The sequence below is a fragment of the Streptomyces sp. NBC_01775 genome, from assembly GCF_035917675.1.
Lineage (GTDB): Bacteria > Actinomycetota > Actinomycetes > Streptomycetales > Streptomycetaceae > Streptomyces.
Genome location: NZ_CP109104.1, coordinates 7784976 through 7805491 on the forward strand (window position 1 = coordinate 7784976; position 20516 = coordinate 7805491).

Consider the following 20516-nt stretch of genomic DNA (forward strand, 5'->3'; position numbering starts at 1 on the left):
TGAGGAAATTCCTTCGACGGGGCGGGCATCAGGAGAGACCGAGTTCGTTGTCGATGAAGGCGAACATCTCGTCGTCGTCCGCAGCCTCGAACTTGCTGGTCACAGCGGACATCTCGGCGTCGGCGGTGCTCTCGGGCCCCGACAGCCGCAGCAGGATGCCGCGCAGCCGTGTGGAGACCGCGCCGCGGTCGTCCGAGGAGAGGGCGGAGAGCGAGGATTCGAGAGAGTCGATCCCCGCAAGTGCCGCGCGACGCCCGTCCGGGCCGGCCGGTCCGCCCGGATGGGCCGGGCCGGTCGCTGGGTCGACCGGGCCGCATTCCGACTGGAGGAATGTGGCGAGCGCGTTGGGCGTCGGATGGTCGAAGACGAGAGTCGCCGGGAAACGCATTCCGGTGGCCGTCGCGAGATGGTTGCGCAATTCCACGGCGGTCAGGGAGTCGAAACCCATGTCGAGGAAACCGCGTTCGGCCTCGATACGTTCAGGAGAGCCGTGCCCGAGCACCGCCGCGGCGGTCAGCCGCACCGACTCCAGCAGCACGTCACGCTGAGCCTCCGGGGCGAGCCCCGTCAGCCGCTGCCGCAGCGCGCCCGCTGTCTCCGCGCCGCCCCCGTCCGTACGGGAGCCCGTGCCGACGCCGGTTACACCGGTGCTTCGGCGCGCCGGAGCCCGGACGAGCCCGCGCAGCACCGGCGGCACGTCCCCACCCCGGAGGGCGGACGGGCTGAACCGTACGGCCGTGGTGGCGGGGAGCCCGGAGGTGAGCGCCTGTTCGCAGAGCGCCATCCCGTCGTCGTCGGACAGCGGCAGCAGCCCGTTGCGCGTGATCCGTGCCTGGTCGGTACCGGTGAGGTTCGAGGTCAGCGCGCTGGTCCGCTGCCACGGACCCCAGGCGAGAGAGGTCGCGCACAGACCATGTGTGTGGCGGTGGTGGGCGAGTGCGTCGAGGAAGGTGTTGGCGGCTGCGTAGTTGGCTTGTCCGGGGTTGCCGAGGGTGCCGGCGGCGGAGGAGTAGAGGACGAACGCGTCCAGGTCGGCGTCTGCCGTCAGCTCGTGGAGGTTCCAGGCGGCGTCCGCCTTGGGCCGCATGACGGTCGCCAGCTGCTTCGGAGTGAGAGAGGTGAGCGTGGCATCGTCCAGCACACCGGCCGTGTGGAAGACGGCGGTGAGGGGGTGTGCGTCGGGGATGGTGGTCAGGAGTGCGGTGAGCGCGTCGCGGTCGGCCGCGTCGCAGGCGGCGACGGTCACCTCCGCACCCGCCGCCGTGAGTTCGGCCGCCAGCTCCGTGGCTCCGGGCGCGTTCAGCCCACTGCGACTGGTCAGCAGCAGACGCCGCACCCCGTGCTCCGCCACCAGGTGCCGGGCGGTGAGCCCGCCGAGGGCGCCGGTGCCGCCGGTGATGAGGACGGTGCCGCCTGAGCCGGGGCCGGTTGTCCTGATGACGGTGCCGCCTGTCACGGGGGCGGTGCCGTGGCCGTCGGTAGCGCCGAGTGCTGGAGCCTTCGTCAGTCTCGGTACAGCCAACTCACCTTGCCGGAGGGCTAGTTGGGGTTCGCGTGAGGCGATCGCCGCAGCCAGCGCCGCGAAGGATTCCGGGGCGCCGTCGTGGTCGACGATCTGGAAGTGGTCGGGGTTCTCGGTCTGCGCACTGCGTACGAGTCCCCACAGGGCGGCGCCGGGCAGGTCGGCCAGGGGCTCGTCCTCGGAAACGGCCACGGCACCACGGGTCAGGAACACCAGCCGCGCGTCCCCCGCATGCCCCTCGGCCAGCCACTCCTGCATCAGTGCGAGCGCTTGTTGTGCGAGCGCACGCGCGGCCGTCGCCGGGTCGTCGTCCTCGGTACGCGTGGTGCCGAACGGGGCGAGGACGATCTCGGGGACGGCGACGGAAGAGGCTGTGTTTCGGAGGGCAGCCAGGTCGGGGTGGACGGGGACGTCGAGTGCGCCGCCGCCGAGCTGGGGCTCGGCGAACATGGCGTGGGTGTGGGCGTTGGCGTCGGTGTCGGCCTCCGTGCTGGCCTCGGTGTTGGCGAGCAGCGCCCAGCGGGTGGTGTCCGGCGCCGGGTCGGCGGCGTCCCCGGAGGCCGGGGTGAACGGCGAGGTGTGCGGCGGGGCGGACGCCGGGGTGAGCGGCGACCAGGCGAGCTGATGCAGGGCGAGCCGTCGCGCCCCCCGACGGGCGACCGCCGCCAGCTGGTCCGCGGTGATGGGGCGCGCGGTGAGCCCCCGAACGGTGAGCACGGGCTCTCCTGCCTCGTCGCTCATCGCCAGGGCCAGACCTTCCGGCCCGTCGGGTGTCAGCCGCACCCGCAGGGCCGAGGCACCCGTGGCATGCAGCGTGACCCCCGACCACGCGAACGGGAGCGCCACTTGCCCCCCATCCAGGTCCAGCGGCCCGGATGCGGCAAGGAACGCCGTGTGCAACGCCGCGTCGAGCAGTGCCGGATGGAGCGGGTGGCCGGCTGAGGCTGCGGCCGTGCTTCCGGTTGTGGCTGTGACCGCGGCTGCGGAGACCTCGTCCTCCGTGGCGGGCAGACCGACCTCGGCGTAGATGTCGTCGCCCAGCCGCCACGCCGCACCGAGCCCCTGGAAGAGGGGACCGTAGTCGAGTCCGTGCCCGGCGAGTGTCTGGTAGAAGTCAGCGGTTTCGAGAGGCGTGGCGTTGGCGGGCGGCCACGGGGCGTGGGGGAGGAGGGCGTCCGGGACGGGCTCCGTGCTGGGCGCCGGTGCCGGAGCGAGCACGCCTGTCGCGTGGCAGGTCCAGCCACGTGCCGCGGTGTCGTCGCCCTCGGCGACGCCCTCCGGACGGGAGTGCACGGTAACGGAGCGACGCCGCGTCACCTCGTCCGGAGCACCGAGAAGGAGGTGCAGACTGACGGCACCCTCCTCGGCCAGGACGAGCGGAGCCTGCAAGGTCAGCTCTTCCAGGTGTGGGCTGTCCGTGTATGTCGCGGCATACAGCGCCAGATCGGCGAACGCCGCCCCCGGAAGCAGGACCGTGCCATGCACGGCGTGGTCCGCGAGCCACGGATGCGCGGTGAGGGAGATGTTGCCGGTGAACAAATGACCGCCGTCCGGCAGATGCGACGCCGCCCCCAGCAGCGGATGCCCGACCTCCACCATCCCCAGCGCCCCCGCCCACCCGCTCGTGGTGGCGGCTTGCGGGGTGTGGAGCCAGTAGGGCTGGTGTTGGAAGGGGTAGGTGGGGAGGTTGGGTGTGAGGGTGTGGGTTGGTGTGGTGTCTTGGGTGGTGGTCCAGGTGGTGGGGGTGTGTCCGTGGGTGTGGGCTTGGGTGAGGGTGGTGGTGAGGCGGGTGGGTGTGGCGTCGTTGCGTCGGAGTGTGCCGAGGACGGTGGTGTGGGGGTTGGTGTCTTGGGTGGGGGTGGTGAGGACGGGGTGGGGGCTGGTTTCGATGTAGGTGTGGTGGCCGTCCTCGTTGAGGAGGCGGAGGGTCTGCTCGAGGAGGACGGGGTGGCGCAGGTTGCGGTACCAGTAGTCCGCTGTCAGTTGGGTGGTGTCGAGTCGGGTGCCGGTGAGGGTGGAGTAGAAGGGGATCTGGGCGGGGCGGGGTGTGATCCCCTCCAGCAGTTGGGTGATGTGGTTGAGGTTTTCGATGTGGGGGGAGTGGCTGGCGTAGTCGACGTCGATGGTGCGGGCGCGGATGCCCTCGTTTTTGCAGGCGGCGACCATTTCGGCGAGCGCGCTGGCGTCGCCTGAAATGACGGTGCTTTCGGGCCCGTTGTGCGCGGCGACATGCAGCCCTGGGTAGTCCGCCACCCGGGCGCTGGTCTCTTCCGCGCTCAAGGGGATCGAGGCCATGCCGCCGCTTCCCGCGAGGGTGACCAGTGCCTGACTGCGCAGGCACACGATCCGCGCGGCGTCATCAAGGCTGAGCGCTCCGGCGATGTGCGCGGCGGCGATCTCCCCCTGTGAGTGTCCGATGACCGCGTCGGCCCGAATGCCGTGGGATTCCCACACCCGCGCCAGCGACACCATCAGCGCGAACAGTGCGGGCTGGACCACATCCACCCGATCGAACCCCGGTGCCCCGGCCCGCTCATACAGGACATCGAACAGGTCCCAGTCCACGTACGTGCTCAAGGCATCCGCGCACTGCCGCAAACTCGCGGCGAAGACCGGCGAGGAATCCAGCAGACCAACGCCCATCCCGGCCCATTGCGAGCCCTGACCGGGAAAGACGAACACCGTCTTGCCGGTATCCGGCGAGGCAACCCCCTCCACCAGCGCCGCATGCGGCAACCCCTGAGCCAGCGCGTCCAGCGCCTCGAGCAGCTCGCCGCGCTCCTGGCTGACGACCCCCGCCCGGTACGCGTGATGCGTGCGCGAGGCCGCCAACGCGCGTCCGATCTCCGCGACCTCGACCTCGGGCCGTTCGTTGAGGAACGTGGCGAGTTGGGCGGCTTGTTGGCGTAGTGCGTCCTGGTTCTTGGCGGACAGGAGCAGGGGGAGGTTGGGAGGTTCGGGGTGTTCCTCGACGGGTGTGTCCTGGGCGGCTTCCAGGATCACATGGGCGTTCGTCCCGCTGATCCCGAACGAGGACACCGCCGCGCGGCGCGGTCGCTCATCCTCCAGGGCGGGCCACGGCCGGGCCTCGGTCAGGAGGGAGACGGCGCCATCCGTCCAGTCGACATGCGGCGACGGTTCGTCCACGTGCAGCGTGCGCGGGAGCTCGCCGTGCCGGAGGGCCTGGACCATCTTGATGACGCCCGCGACCCCGGCCGCCGCCTGGGTGTGGCCGAGGTTGGACTTGATCGAGCCCAGCCACAATGGACGCTCCTCGGGCCGTTCTTGGCCGTAGGTGGCGAGGAGTGCTTGGGCCTCGATGGGATCGCCCAGCGTGGTGCCCGTCCCATGCGCTTCCACGGCGTCGATGTCGGCGGCGGCGAGCCCCGCTCCGGTCAGGGCGGCGTTGATGACGCGTTGTTGTGAGGGTCCGTTGGGTGCGGTGAGTCCGTTGCTGGCGCCGTCCTGGTTGATGGCGGAGCCGCGGAGGACGGCGAGTACTGGGTGGCCCTTCGCCTGGGCGTCCGAGAGGCGTTCGACGAGTAGTAGGCCGACGCCTTCTGAGAATCCGGTGCCGTCAGCTGCTGCGGCGAAGGATTTGCAGCGGCCGTCCTCCGAGAGGCCCCGCTGTCGGCTGAATTCGATGAAGGTTGTTGGTGTGGCCATGACGGTGGCGCCGCCGGCGACGGCCATGTCGCACTCGTCGTTGCGTAGTGCCTGGGCGGCCATGTGCAGGGCGACCAGCGACGACGAGCATGCCGTGTCAATCGTCACCGCCGGCCCCTCAAGGCCGTAGGTGTAGGCGATACGGCCGGAGACGACGCCCCCGCTGCTGCCGTTGCCGATGTATCCCTCCAGCTCCTGGGGGATGTGGTGGCTGAGTCGTCCGCCGTAGTCGTTGTACATGATTCCGGTGTAGACGCCGGTGCGGCTGCCGCGCAGGGACGAGGGCAGGATCCCGGCGTTCTCGAGGGCTTCCCAGGTTGCCTCCAGCAGGAGCCGCTGCTGTGGGTCCGTCGCCAGGGCTTCGCGGGGGCTCATGCCGAAGAAGTCGGGGTCGAAGTGGTGGGCGTCGTGGAGGAAGCCGCCGCGTCGGGTGTAACTCGTACCGGGGTGCTCGGGGTCGGGGTCGTACAGGGTGGCGAGGTCCCAGCCCCGCCCCTCGGGGAAGCCGCCGATGCCTTCGCGTCCTTCCGACACCAGTCGCCACAGGTCGTCGGGCGAGGTGATCCCGCCGGGGTAGCGGCAGGCCATACCGACGATCGCGATCGGCTCACCCGCGCCGGTCGTCCTCGTCCTCGGGGTGAGAGCCGCCCTCTGCGGGCCGGTCGAACCATTGATCTGGGCGAGGAGATGGTCGGCCAGGGCTGCCGGGGTCGGGTGGTCGAAGACGAGGGTGGCGGTCAGTCGCAGCCCCGTTGCCGTGTTGAGGCGGTTGCGGAGTTCGACCGCCGTCAACGAGTCGAAACCCAGCTCCTTGAAGGGGCGTTCGTCCGTGCCACTCGCCGCCCGCGTGTGCCCGAGGACAGCCGCCACGTGCGTACGCACCACATCCAGCAGCAGTTGGCGCTGCTCGTTCGGCTCCAGTTCCGCCAAGCGCTCGGCCCACGAGGCGTTCGCACCACCCCGGGCAGCGGCGGTGCGGCGCAGCGGAGTGCGGACGAGGCCGCGTAGGACGGGGGAGAGGGTGCCTGCCTCCGCCTGGGCGCGCAGCGCGGGAAGGTGAAAGCGCGCGGCCGTGCAGGCCGGCGCGCCGGCGCGGACCGCCGTCTCCCAGGCTGCCATGCCGTCCGAAGCCGTGAGAGGACTCAGCCCGTTACGCGCGAGACGTGCCTGATCGGTGTGGTCCAGATGGTTGGTGAGTCCGCTGGTGTCTTCCCAGAGTCCCCAGGCGAGGGAGGTGGCGGGGAGTCCTTGGGTGTGGCGGTGGTGGGCGAGTGCGTCGAGGAAGGTGTTGGCGGCTGCGTAGTTGGCTTGTCCGGGGTTGCCGAGGGTGCCGGCGGCGGAGGAGTAGAGGACGAACGCGTCCAGGTCGGCGTCTGCCGTCAGTTGGTGGAGGTTCCAGGCGGCGTCGACCTTCGGCCGCAGGACGGTGGCGAGCTGTTCGGGGGTGAGGGAGGTGAGTGTGGCGTCGTCCAGTACTCCGGCGGTGTGGATGACGGCGGTCAGCGGGTGCTGGTCCGGGATCGACGCGACGAGGGCGGCGAGGGCGTCGCGGTCGGCGGCGTCGCAGGCGGCGAGGGTGACGTGGGCGCCGTGGGCGAGCAGTTCGGCTTCCAGCTCGCGGGCGCCGGGTGCGTCCGGTCCGCGTCGACTGGTCAGCAACAGGTGACGCACACCGTGCTCGGCGACCAGGTGGCGGGCGAGCAGCCCGCCCAGCGTGCCGGTCCCGCCCGTGATCAGCACCGTGCCGTCCGGACGCAGGGCGAACTCCCGTGCAGCTGCCCTCCCTTCCCCTTCCCGAGCCGCTGCGGACTCCTTCCACGCTGTCGCCTCGGACTTGCGCAACCGGGGTACGTGCAGGGCGCCGTCCCGCAGTGCGAGCTGGGGCTCGCCTGTCGCCACGGCCTGGGCGAGTGCGGCCCGGGACGCTTCCGTACCGTCGTGGTCGACAATCTGGAACCGCCCTGGGTGCTCCGTCTGCGCGCTGCGGACGAGTCCCCACAGCGCGGCCCCGGCGAGGTCGTGGACCGGCTCGCTGGACTCGGTGGCCACAGCACCCCGCGTCAGCACCGCCAGCCGTATGTCGGCGCAGCGGTCGTCGGACAGCCAGTCCTTCAGCAGCGCGAGCAGATAGGTCGTCGCGCGGCGGGTCTCGAAAGCGGGATCGACGGGATCGACGGGAGTGATGGGGCCGAAGGGGCCGACAGGGTCGACGGGGTCGGCTGGGGAGAACGGCAGCAGAACGACATCCGGGCGGGGCCCGTCACCGCCCCCGTCGTCCTCAAGGGATTCCCGCAAGGCGGCCAGGCTGGAGAACCCGGCGGTCAGGCTTGGGAAGCCGTACGTGTCGAAGTCGCCAACCCCCGTGCCCGATGCCTCGCGTTCGAGGACGACGGCCGACGTCAGCCGTCCCGCTGACGCCGCCTCCCCGGTCTCCCCGGCCTCCCCGGTCTCCCCGGCGCCCTCGTCCGACGGCGCGAGGAGCGGCCAGGTCAGGTCGAAGAGGGTGTCCTGGCGTCGGGCGGAGCGTACGAGCTGGTCGCGGGCGAGGGGACGCGTGGTCAGCGTCTCGACCGTCGCGACGGGGTGACCCGCGACATCGGTCAGCTCCAGAGACACCGTGCCCGTCCCCTCGCCGATGGGCGACAGCCGGACCCGCAGCGCGGAGGCGCCGGTCGCGCTCAGCGTCACTCCTGACCAGGAGAACGGCAGGGGCACCACTCCGGTCGCCCCGTCGTCCTCCCCTGCTGCGGACGAGCCCTGCGGACCGAGAAAGAGGGTGTGCAGCGCGGCGTCGAGAAGCGCGGGATGCAGCGCGTGCTCGCGGGCCTCGGTCCGGCTGGTCACCGCGCCGTGGGCCTTGGCGGTGGTCTGGGCGGTCCGGGCGCTCTCGGCGGTCTCGGCGTCCTGGGGGAGTGTGACCTCCGCGTAGATGGCGTCGCCGACGCGCCACGCGGCGCCGAGCCCCTGGAAGGCGGGACCGTAGTCGAGGCCACGCGCGGCCAACGTGTCGTACAGCGCGTCCGTGTCGAGGCGCACGGCTCCCGCCGGCGGCCACTGCTGGGTGAATGAGTGAGCGGACGGGCGGGCGTACGGGCCCGTGGCTCCGGCAGCGGTTGTCGGTGCGTTGGGTGCGAGCGTCCCGGTGGCGTGTTGCGTCCAGTCGCCTTCCTGGCTCCAGCCGCCCAGACCGCCGTCATCGACCCCGTTGGTACGGCCGATACGCGGCCGTGATCGGACGGTCAAGGCGCGCCGTCCGCCCTCCTCCCCCTCGGACGGGCCGACGAGGACCTGGAGCTGAACGGCGGCCTGCTCCGACAGGGGCAGCGGCGCGTGCAGCGTCAGCTCTTCGAGGTGACCGCACCCCGTGCGGTCACCCGCGTACAGCGCCAGGTCGGCGAACGCGGCACCCGGGAGCAGCGGCTGCTCGTACACCGCGTGGTCGCCGAGCCACGGGTGATCGACGAGAGAGATGCTCCCGGTGAACAGGGCGCTCCCGTCCGGAAGTTGGACAGCGGCGCCGAGGAGAGGATGGCTGGACGCGTCCAGCCCGGCGGACGCCACATCCGTGGCACCGACAACCTGCGGAGCGAGCCAGTAGGGCTGGTGTTGGAAGGGGTAGGTGGGGAGGTCGAGGTGGGGGTGGTTTGTGGTGGGTGGTGTGGTGGTCCAGGTGGTGGGGGTGTGTCCGTGGGTGTGGGCTTGGGTGAGGGTGGTGAGCAGGCGGGTGGGTGTGGCGTCGTTGCGTCGGAGTGTGCCGAGGACGTTGGCGGTTCCGGTGGTGTCTTGGGTGGGTGTGGTGAGGACGGGGTGGGGGCTGGTTTCGATGTAGGTGTGGTGGCCGTCCTCGTGGAGGAGGCGGAGGGTTTGTTCGAGGAGGACGGGGTGGCGCAGGTTGCGGTACCAGTAGTCGGCTGTCAGTTCTGTGGTGTCGAGTCGGGTGCCGGTGAGGGTGGAGTAGAAGGGGATCTGGGCGGGGCGGGGTGTGAGGGTCTTGAGGGCCTTGTGCAAGGCAGGGCGGAGATCTTCGATGTGGGGGGAGTGGCTGGCGTAGTCGACGTCGATGGTGCGGGCGCGGATGCCCTCGTTTTTGCAGGCGGCGACCATTTCGGCGAGCGCGCTGGCGTCGCCTGAAATCACGGTGCTTTCGGGCCCGTTGTGCGCGGCGACATACAGCCCCGGGTACGGGATCAGCCGTGCGGCGGTCTTCTCGGCGCTCAGGGGAATCGAGGCCATGCCGCCGCTTCCCGTGAGGGTGATCAGTGCTTGGCTGCGCAGGCACACGATCCGCGCGGCGTCGTCCAGGCTGAGCGCTCCGGCGATGTGCGCGGCGGCGATCTCGCCCTGTGAGTGTCCGATGACCGCGTCGGCCCGGATGCCGTGGGATTCCCACACCCGGGCGAGCGAGACCATGAGCGCGAACAGTGCGGGCTGGACCACATCCACCCGATCGAACCCCGGTGCCCCGGCCCGCTCGTGCAGGACGTCGAACAGGTCCCAGTCCACGTACGCGCTCAAAGCATCCGCGCACTCCCGCAAACTCGCGGCGAAGACCGGCGACGATTCCAGCAGACCAACGCCCATCCCGGCCCATTGCGAGCCCTGACCGGGAAAGACGAACACCGTCTTGCCCGGGTCGGGCGAGGCAACCCCCTCCACCAGCGCCGCATGCGGCAACCCCTGAGCCAGCGCGTCCAGCGCCTCCAGCAGCTCGCCGCGCTCCTGGCTGACGACCCCCGCCCGGTACGCGTGATGCGTACGCGAGGCCGCCAACGCACGCCCGATCTCCGCGACCTCGACCTCGGGCCGTTCGTTGAGGAACGCGGCCAGTTGGGCGGCTTGCCCCCGCAGCGCGTCCTGGTTCTTGGCGGACAGCAGCACCGGGACGACATCGACGGGGGCTTTGCCAGCATCGTCGTACTGTTCCGGGACGGGTGCCGCCTCCAGGATCACGTGGGCGTTCGTCCCGCTCACTCCGAACGAGGAGACGCCCGCGCGACGGGGCCGGTCCAACTCCGGCCACGGCCGGGTCTCGGTCAGGAGGGAGACGGCGCCGCTGGACCAGTCCACGTGGGGTGAGGGCTCATCGACGTGCAAGGTCTCCGGCAGGCTCCCGTGCCGCATGGCCTGCACCATCTTGATCACGCTGGCGACCCCGGCCGCCGCCTGGGTGTGGCCGAGGTTGGACTTGATCGAGCCCAGCCACAAGGGCTTTTCCGAGTCCCGCTCCTGCCCGTACGCCGCCAACAGCGCCTGGGCCTCGATGGGATCGCCCAGCGTGGTGCCCGTCCCATGCGCTTCCACGGCGTCGACATCAGCGGCGGCGAGCCCCGCTCCGGTCAGGGCGGCGTTGATAACGCGTTGCTGTGAGGGTCCGTTGGGTGCGGTGAGTCCGTTGCTGGCGCCGTCCTGGTTGACGGCCGAGCCGCGCAGGACGGCCAGCACTGGATGGCCCTTCGCCTGGGCGTCCGAGAGTCGCTCGACGAGCAGCAGGCCGACGCCTTCCGAGAATCCGGTGCCGTCAGCTGCTGCCGCGAAGGATTTGCAGCGGCCGTCCTCCGACAGGCCCCGCTGTCGGCTGAACTCGATAAAGGTGGCAGGCGTCGCCATGACGGTCGCGCCGCCCGCGAGAGCCATGTCGCATTCGCCGCCGCGTAGTGCCTGGGCGGCCATGTGCAGGGCGACCAGCGACGACGAGCACGCCGTGTCGACCGTGACCGCCGGCCCTTCGAAGCCGAATGTGTACGACACCCGTCCGGAGGCGACACTGCCGTGGCTGCCGTTGCGGAGGTACCCCTCCAACTCCTCGGGTGCCTGCTGGAGCCGGCCGCCGTAGTCGCCGTACATGATTCCGGTGTAGACGCCGGTGCGGCTGCCGCGCAGTGAGGAGGGCAGGATCCCGGCGTTCTCGAGGGCTTCCCAGGTGGTCTCCAGCAGGAGTCGTTGTTGGGGGTCGGTGGCGAGGGCTTCGCGGGGGCTCATGCCGAAGAAGTCGGGGTCGAAGTGGTGGGCGTTATGGAGGAAGCCGCCGCGTCGGGTGTAACTCGTACCGGGGTGCTCGGGGTCGGGGTCGTACAGGGCGTCGAGGTCCCAGCCCCGCCCCTCGGGGAAGCCGCCGATGCCTTCGCGTCCTTCCGACACCAGTCGCCACAGGTCGTCGGGCGAGGTGATCCCGCCGGGGTAGCGGCAGGCCATGCCGACGATCGCGATCGGCTCATCCGCGTACCCGCCCCCCGTACGAGGCACCACGCCGCGCACGGCCTTCTCGCCGCCCGCCAGCTGCTCGCGCAGATGCCGGGCCAGGGCTGCCGGGGTCGGGTGGTCGAAGACGAGGGTGGCGGTCAGTCGCAGCCCTGTCGCCGTGTTGAGGCGATTGCGGAGTTCGACCGCCGTAAGTGAGTCGAAACCCAGCTCCTTGAAGGGGCGTTCGTCGTCGCGGCCTGTCTGTGCGTGTCCGAGGACGGCGGACACGTGACCGCGTACGAGGTCGAGCAGGAGCTGATGCTGCTCGCCGTCGTCCAGCCCGGCGAGCCGATCCGCCCAGGACGAGGGCGAGGCCGAGGATTCTGCCGCGTCGTGCGCCACCACGCGCCGCAGCGGGGCGCGCACCAGGCCGCGCAGCACACACGGCAGCGAGCCCGCTTCGGCCTGCGCGCGCAGCGAGGCGGCGCTGAGGCGGGCGGGGACGACGACGGGAGGTGTCAGCGGCTTTCCCGTGGCTCCCGCCGGCAGCCCCTGTACGGCGTCGAACAGCGCGAGTCCCAGCGCGTTGCTGAGCGGTGCCACCCCGCCGCGGGTCATGCGTGCGAGGTCCGTACCGTCCAAATGCGTGGTCATGCCGGTGCCCTCGGCCCACAGCCCCCACGCGAGCGAGGTCGCGCGCAGACCGCGCGCGCGGCGGTGCTGGGCGAGCGCGTCGAGGAAGGTGTTGGCGGCGGCGTAGTTGGCCTGCCCCGCTCCACCGAGCGTGCCCATCACCGACGAGTAGAGGACGAACGCGTCCAGGTCCGCCCCGGCCGTCAGCTCGTGGAGGTTCCAGGCGGCGTCCGCCTTGGGCCGCATCACCGCGTCGATCCGCTCGGGAGACAGCGCGGTGAGCACCCCGTCGTCGAGCGCGCCGGCGGTGTGGATGACGGCGGTCAGCGGGTGCTGGTCCGGGATCGAGGTGAGGAGGGTGGTGAGGGCGTCGCGGTCGGCGGCGTCGCAGGCGGCGAGGGTGACGTGGGCGCCCAGGGCGGTGAGTTCGGTTTCGAGTTCGCGGGCGCCGGGTGCGTCGGGTCCGCGTCGGCTGGTCAGCAGCAGGTGACGCGCTCCGTGCTCGGCGACCAGGTGGCGGGCGAGCAGCCCGCCCAGCGTGCCGGTGCCGCCCGTGATCAGCACCGTGCCCTCGGGACGCGGCAGCAGCTCGGGTACGCCGCCTTCCGCGTCTGCCTCTGCGTCTGCCTCCGCGGGCGCCTCCGCCTCCGCGTCCCCGGAGGGAGGCGTGGGCACGAAGGGGATGAAGGGGACGAGGCGCGGGGCGTATGCCGCGCCCTCGCGCAAAGCGAGCTGAGTCTCGTCGCGGGGCGTCACCGCCACGGTCAGCAGCGCGTCGGCGGACGCCTCGCTCTCGTCGACGTCTACCAGCGTGAACCGTCCCGGATTCTCGCTCTGCGCCGTACGGATCAGCCCCCACACCGCAGCGCCGACCGGGTCGGGGCCCATCGGGTCGGCGTCGACCGGGTCGGTGCCCGCCGGGCCGGGGCCGACGACCTGGCCCACCGCGACGGCGCCGCGCGTGACGAGAACGAGTCGTGAGGCGGCCAGCGCCTCGTCGGCGAGCCATTCGCGAGCCAGCGCGAGCGCGGCGTGGACGGCGTGACGGGCGGCCTCGCCCATGGGCGGCGCCGACACATCCTGGTTGCCGCCGTCCGGGGGCGTATCAGCCGAGAGCGAGTTCGGGCTTCCCGCGAGCGCGATCGGCGCGACGACCACCTCGGGCACATCGGCGCCGGAGGCGAGCGCCCGCTGGAGCGCGGTCAGATCCGCGTACCGGACCGTCCCGGCAGCCGCCGTCCCGACCCCGTCCGCCGTCCCGAGCCCGCGCCCGGCCCCGTCCGTGGAGCCGAGCCCGGCCCCGTCCGCCGCCCCGAGCAGCGCCGCCGACGCGGGGGCCGGGGCAGGCGTCACGTCCGGCAGGCGCGACCAGTCGAGCTGAAAGAGCGCACCGTTTCCGGTGCTCCCGCCCGCGACGAGGCGACCCGGCTCCCCGAGGCCGTCGGGACGGATGCTGTCGAGGCGTACCGGCCGCAGCGCCAGCTGCGCGACGCTGACCAGCGGGGATCCCGAACCATCGGCGATGGTCAACGAGACCGCACCGTCCGCGAGCGGCGACCACCGGACGTAGGCGGACGTCATCCCCGTCGCGCGCAGCGACACCCCGCTCCACGAGAACGGGAGCCAGATGCCGCCCTCGCCGTCGGCCCGCAGCGGGCCGTCCCCCAGCGCGAGCGCGTGCAGCGCGGAGTCGAGCAGGGCGGGATGCACCCCGAACTCCCCTGCCGCCGCCCGCTGTTCCTCGTCCAGTCGGACTTCCGCGTAGACGTCGGAGCCGTGCTGCCACGCGGCTGCCAGCCCTTGGAAGGCCGGGCCGTAGGTGTACCCCTCGTCGGCGAGCCGCTCGTAAAGTCCCTCGACCGGGAGACGCGTCGCACCGGCCGGAGGCCAGGCCGCGGACGCCGACGCGGACGCCGATTCCGCTTCTTCGCCGGTGCTTGTGTCGAGGGGCGTCACCCAGCCCTGTGCGTGCCGGGTCCAGGGGACCTCGTCGAGCGTGTCCTCGACGGTCTCCGGCCGCGCGTGCACGCTGACGGAACGGCGCCCGGACGCGTCGTCCGCGCCCATCCTGACCTGGAGGACGACGCCGCCGCTCGCCGGCAGCGGCAAGGCGGCCTCCAGCGTCAGATCCTCCACGTGCCCGCAGCCCGCCTGAGCAGCGGCCCGCAGCACGAGTTCGAGGAACGCAGTCCCCGGCAGAACGGCCACCCTGCCGACCGCATGGTCCTTCAGCCACGGGTGCTCCTGCACGGACAACCTCCCCGTGAGCACCACCCCATCGCCCTCCGCCAACTCCACCGCAGCACCGAGCAGCGGATGCCCCGCCGCCGCGAGCCCGGATCCCCGGAGATCGGTGCGCGGGGCGGCGGTGAGCCAGTAGGACTGACGCTGGAAGGGGTAGGTGGGGAGGTCGGGTGTGAGGTCTAGCGTGAGGGGGGCGTCTTGGGTGGTGGTCCAGGTGGTGGGGGTGTGTCCGTGGGTGTGGGCTTGGGTGAGGGTGGTGAGCAGGCGGGTGGGTGTGGCGTCGTTGCGTCGGAGTGTGCCGAGGACGGTGGCGGTTCCGGTGGTGTCTTGGATGGGGGTGGTGAGGACGGGGTGGGGGCTGGTCTCGATGTAGGTGTGGTGGCCTTCCTCGTGGAGGAGGCGGAGGGTCTGCTCGAGGAGGACGGGGTGGCGCAGGTTGCGGTACCAGTAGTCCGCTGTCAGTTGGGTGGTGTCGAGTCGGGTGCCGGTGAGGGTGGAGTAGAAGGGGATCTGGGCGGGGCGGGGTGTGATCCCTTCCAGGAGTTGGGTGATGTGGTTGAGGTTTTCGATGTGGGGGGAGTGGCTGGCGTAGTCGACGTCGATGGTGCGGGCGCGGATGCCCTCGCTCTGGCAGGCGGCGACCATTTCGGCGAGCGCGCTGGCGTCGCCTGAAATCACGGTGCTTTCGGGCCCGTTGTGCGCGGCGACATACAGCCCTGGGTACGAGGCGAGCCGTGCGGCGGTCTTCTCGGCGCTCAAGGGAATCGAGGCCATGCCACCTGTCCCCGCGAGGGTGACCAGTGCCTGACTGCGCAGGCACACGATCCGCGCCGCGTCATCCAGGCTGAGTGCCCCGGCAACATGCGCGGCGGCGATCTCGCCCTGTGAGTGTCCGATGACGGCGTCGGCCCGGATGCCGTGGGATTCCCACACCCGGGCGAGCGAGACCATGAGCGCGAACAGTGCGGGCTGGACCACATCCACCCGATCGAACCCCGGTGCTCCGGCCCGCTCGTGGAGGACGTCGAACAGGTCCCAGTCCACGTACGTGCTCAAGGCATCCGCGCACTGCCGCAAACTCGCGGCGAAGACCGGCGAGGAATCCAGCAGACCAACGCCCATCCCGGCCCATTGCGAGCCCTGACCGGGAAAGACGAACACCGTCTTGCCGGTATCCGGCGAGGCAACCCCCTCCACCAGCGCCGCATGCGGCAACCCCTGAGCCAGCGCGTCCAGCGCCTCGAGCAGCTCGCCGCGCTCCTGGCTGACGACCCCCGCCCGGTACGCGTGATGCGTACGCGAGGCCGCCAACGCACGCCCGATCTCCGCGACCTCGACCTCGGGCCGCTCCGTCACGAAGGAGGCCAGGCGTGCCGCCTGGTCCCGCAGCGCACCCTCACTCTTGCCCGACAACAGCCAAGGGACAGCCGGGCTCTCGCCCGACTCGTCCGGTGCCGAAGCAGGCGGGGGTGCGGCTTCCAGGATCACATGGGCGTTCGTCCCGCTGATCCCGAACGAGGACACCGCCGCGCGGCGCGGTCGCTCATCCTCCAGGGCGGGCCACGGCCGGGCCTCGGTCAGGAGGGAGACGGCGCCATCCGCCCAGTCGACATGCGGCGACGGCTCGTCCACGTGCAGCGTGCGCGGGAGTTCACCGTGCCGGAGGGCCATCACCGATTTGATGACGCCGCCGACGCCGGCGGCTGCCTGCGCGTGCCCGATGTTCGACTTGAGCGAGCCCAGCCACAGGGGGCGTTCGGCCGAGTGGGCCCGGCCGTAGGTGGCGAGCAGTGCTTCCGCCTCGATGGGGTCGCCGAGGGCTGTCCCGGTGCCGTGGGCCTCGACCATGTCGACGTGGGCGGCGGCGAGCCCCGCGCTGTCCAGGGCCTGGTGGATGACCTGCTGCTGCGACAGCCCGTTGGGCGCTGTCAGTCCGTTGCTGGCGCCGTCCTGGTTGATGGCCGAGCCCTTGAGGAGGGCGAGGACGGGGTGCCCGTTGCGGCGTGCGTCGGAGAGCCGTTCGAGCAGCACCATGCCCGCGCCCTCGGCCCAGCCGGTGCCGTCGGCGCCGGCGGCGAAGGCTTTGCAGCGCCCGTCGGGGGCCAGCCCGCGCTGGCGGCTGAACTCCACGAACATGCCGGGCCCTGACATGACCATCGCGCCCCCGGCCAGCGCCAGTGAGCACTCGCCGTCGCGCAGCGCCTGACCGGCGAGGTGGAGCGCGACCAGGGAGGACGAGCACGCGGTGTCCACGGTGACGGCCGGTCCGCGCAGGCCCAGCGTGTAGGCGATGCGTCCGGAGGCGACGCTGGAGGTGCTGCCGGTCAGCAGATGACCGGCCAGCCCTTCGGGGGCCTCGTGCAGGCGGGGTCCGTACTCCTGCGCGGTGGCGCCGACGAACACCCCGGCCGGACGGTCCCGCAGCGTCTCGGGAGCGATGCCCGCGCGCTCCAGCGCCTCCCAGGAGACCTCCAGCAGCAGCCGCTGCTGCGGGTCCATCGCGGTCGCCTCGCGCGGGCTGATGCCGAAGAAGGCGGGGTCGAACAGGTCGGCGTCGTACAGGAAGCCGCCGTGCCGTACGTACGAGGTCCCGTGGGTCTCGGGGTCGGGATCGTAGAGCGCGTCCAGGTCCCAGCCCCGGTTCGTCGGGAACGGGCCGACGGCGTCCGTGCCCTGCGCGACGAGCTGCCACAGGTCTTCCGGTGAGCCGACCCCGCCCGGGTAACGGCAGGCCATGCCGACGATGGCGAGCGGCTCGTCGCCAGCGCCCTCGAAGCGCTCTCCCCTCGATGTGACGCGCCCGGTCCGCGGATCGGCACCGCCCTCGCCGTGGCCCCCTGCGGCGGCCGTCAGCTCGGCGCACAGGTGCTCAGCGAGGACGTCCGGTGTCGGGTAGCTGAAGGTGAGCGCGGCGGGCAGCCGCAGTCCGGTGGCGGTGGCCAGCCGGTCGCGCAGCTCCACGGCGGAGACCGAGTCGAAGCCCTGTTCCTTGAACGTCCGCCGGGCGTCGACGGACTCCGCCGTGACGTGTCCGAGGACGAGGGCCGCCGTGGTGCGCAGCAGATCCAGCACCGCGTGCTGCCGCTCGGGCCCCCCGAGGCTCGCCACCCGCCTGCGCCACGGAGTCGTCCCGGGGGCGTCCCCCGACTCGTCCGCGCCGTCCGCCATGGCCTCCGGGACAGCGGCGTCAGAACCGCCCACCGCACCCCCGTCCACGCCCACGTTCTCGTTCCCGTCCACCTCACCCTCGAGGCCGAGGCCCGTGGGCCAATGGCGGGTGCGCTGGAAGGCGTACGTGGGCAGCGCCACCCTGCGGCCCGCACCACCGAGCACCGCGCTCCAGTCGGCCTCGGCGCCCCACGCGTGTGCGCGGGCCAGCGCGGTGAGGACGGCCTCCGGGTCGGCGCGCCGCGTACTGAGGGTCGAGATCAGTACGGGGCCGGCATCGGCGCCACCGTCAACCGCGCCCCCTGTCCGCGAGGCCAGGACGCCCGCTGCCCGCGAGGCCAGGACGTCCCCGGCACCCGACGCCAGACAGTCCCCGGCCATCCCGGTCAGCACGCCGCCGGGGCCGAGTTCGAGGTAGCAGGCCGCGCCCAGCTCCCGCAGCGTCGCGATGCCGTCGGCGAACCGCACCGCCTGTCGCACATGGCGCACCCAGTAGTCCGGGTCGCACAGCTCGGCCGCCGTCGCGGCGCGTCCGGTCACGTTGGAGACGACGGGGATCGTGGGCGCGTGGTACGTCAGCTCGCGGGCGACGCGGCCGAACTCCTCCAGCGCGGGCTCCATCAGGTGCGAGTGGAAGGCGTGGCTGACGCGCAGCCGCTTGACCTTGCGCCCCCGCTCCCGCCACAGCGCCTCCAGCTCGGAGACGGCCTCCTCCGCACCCGAGACGACCACCGAGGCGGGGCCGTTGACGGCGGCGAGCGACACGCGTGCCGGGGCCAGGGTCTCCAGGACCTCCGCTTCGGTGGCCTCGACCGAGAGCATCGCGCCGCCCGGGGGCAGCGCCTCCATCAGCCGTCCGCGCGCGGCCACGAGCGTGGCCGCGTCCTCCAGCGAGAGGACGCCGGCGACGTGCGCGGCGGTCAGTTCGCCGACGGAGTGGCCGATCAAGTGGTCCGCGCGTAGCCCCCAGTGGGCGTAGAGGCGGAAGAGCGCGGTCTCCAGGGCGAAGAGCGCGGGCTGGGTGTAGGAGGTGCGGTGCAGCAGCTCCGCCTCGGGGGTGCCCTCCTCGGCGAAGACGACCTCGCGCAGGGACAGCTCCCGCCCGAGCCGCCGGTCCAGGGCCGCGCACACCTCGTCGAACTGTGCGGCGAAGTAAGGCAGTTGGGCGTACAGCTCGCGTCCCATGCCGGGGTACTGGCTGCCCTGACCGGTGAACAGGACGGCGATGCCGCCGCCTGCCTCGTCACAACGGCCCGTCACGAGGTTGCCGGAGGGCTCACCCGACAGGAGGGCGTCGAGGCCCGCCGTCAGCTCGGCGCGGTCACGGCCCAGCAGCACGGCACGGTGCTCGAAGGCGGTCCGGGTGGTCGCCAGGGACCAGCCCACCGCACGTATGTCCGTCCCGGCCCCATCCGGTGAACCCGTCCCGTCCGCGTTGGTGTCAGCGTCAGTGCGGGTGTCGGTGTCGGCATCGGCGTCGGGGGTGCCGGTCTCTCCGGCGAGGTGGTCGCGCAGCCGCTCGGCCTGCGCGCGCAGCGCGGCGGGGGACCGCGCGGACAGCAGCCACGGCACCACAGGGTCCGCGTCCCCGCTCCCCTCGGAGGCTCCGGCGGAGGCCTCCGAGACCTCCGCCGGAGCCTCCGACAGGATGACGTGACAGTTGGTGCCGCCCATGCCGAAGGAGCTGACGCCCGCCGTCAGCGGCTCGTCGGCACGCGGCCAGTCGCCCGTGGCGGTCTGCACGCGCAGCCCCAGCTCTTCCAGCGGGATGCCGGGAGGCGGCGCGTCGAAGTTGAGGCTCGCGGGAAGCTGCCGGTGGCGGATGCTGAGCGCGGCCTTGAGGAGCCCCGCGATGCCCGCGGCGCCCTCCAGGTGGCCGATATTGGTCTTCGCGGAGCCGACCCGCAGCGCCCCGACATCGCCCCCGCGGGCCCCGGCATCGCCCCCGCGGGCCCCGGCATCGCCCCCGCGGGCCCCGGCATCGCGCTCCGGCACCCCAGCATTGCCCTCGCCCTCGGCCCGCCCGTCGCCGTACGCGGCCCCGAGCGCCGCGGCCTCGACCGGGTCGCCCACCGGCGTTCCCGTGCCGTGGAGTTCGACGTACTGCACCTCGGCCGGTGCCGTACGCGCCCGCCGGAGTGCCCGGCGCAGCACGTCCTCCTGGCCGGCCGGGTGCGGCACGGTCAGGCCGTCGGTGGCGCCGTCGTTGTTGACGGCGCTGCCCCGGATGACGCAGTACACACGGTCGCCGTCGGCCACCGCCCGGTCGAGCGGTTTGAGGACGACGAGGCCGCCGCCCTCTCCGCGTACGTAGCCGTTGGCGCGTGCGTCGAAGGTGTAGCAGCGGCCGTCGGGGGACAGGCCGCCGAAGCGGTGGGTCCTGGCGGTGCTGTCCGGGCCGATGATGAGGTTCACGCCGCCCGCGAGCGCCAGCGTCGACTCGCCCGTGCGCAGGCTCTCGCAGGCCATGTGCACCGCGACCAGCGAAGAGGACTGCGCCGCGTCGACGGTCAGGCTGGGGCCGCGCAGCCCGAGGGCGTAGGAGACGCGGTTGGCCAGGATGCCGCGTGCGGTCCCGGCGAGCGCGTGGTGGCTGAGGGAGGAACGCCCGTGCCGCGCCAGCAGGTTCGCGTAGTCGTCGGTCATGACGCCGAGGAACACCCCGGTCCGGCTCTCCCGCAGCGCTCCGGGGACGAGCGCGGCGTCCTCCAGCGCCTCCCAGCCGAGTTCGAGCATCAGCCGCTGCTGCGGGTCCATTCCCTCGGCTTCGCGGGGTGAGATGCCGAAGAAGTCCGCGTCGAAGCCGTCCACGCTCTCCAGCAGCCCGCCGTGGCGGACGCGGGCACCCGGACCACCGGCCCGGGTGCCCAGCGTGTCCGAGATCGCGCTCTCGCCCCGCTGGAGGAGCCGCCAGTAGGCGGCCGGGCCGGGTGCCGACGGCAGCCGGCAGGACAGCCCGACGATCGCGACCTCGAAGGGCGGCTCTTCAGGCGTGGCCGGATCGCGTGGCGCGGCCGGATCGCGTGGCGTGGCCGGGTCGCGTAGTGCCGCCGGATCACGTGGTGCTGAGGCTTCAAGCGCGCGGTGACTACCCATCGTTGCG

1 protein-coding gene is annotated in these 20516 nt (G+C 72.2%); it reads right to left on the reverse strand.

All coding sequences use genetic code 11. From position 1 onward, the window contains the following. Positions 1-28 precede the first annotated feature (28 nt). Positions 29-20509, reverse strand: coding sequence for a type I polyketide synthase (locus OHB04_RS34455; protein WP_326808986.1), 20481 nt, complete (start codon positions 20507-20509; stop codon positions 29-31). Positions 20510-20516 lie beyond the last annotated feature (7 nt).

Bases quoted from the DNA above. Each gene is read 5' to 3' on its own strand.
- OHB04_RS34455 (WP_326808986.1), bottom strand. From the start codon at position 20,509: ATGGGTAGTCACCGCGCGCTTGAAGCCTCAGCACCACGTGATCCGGCG.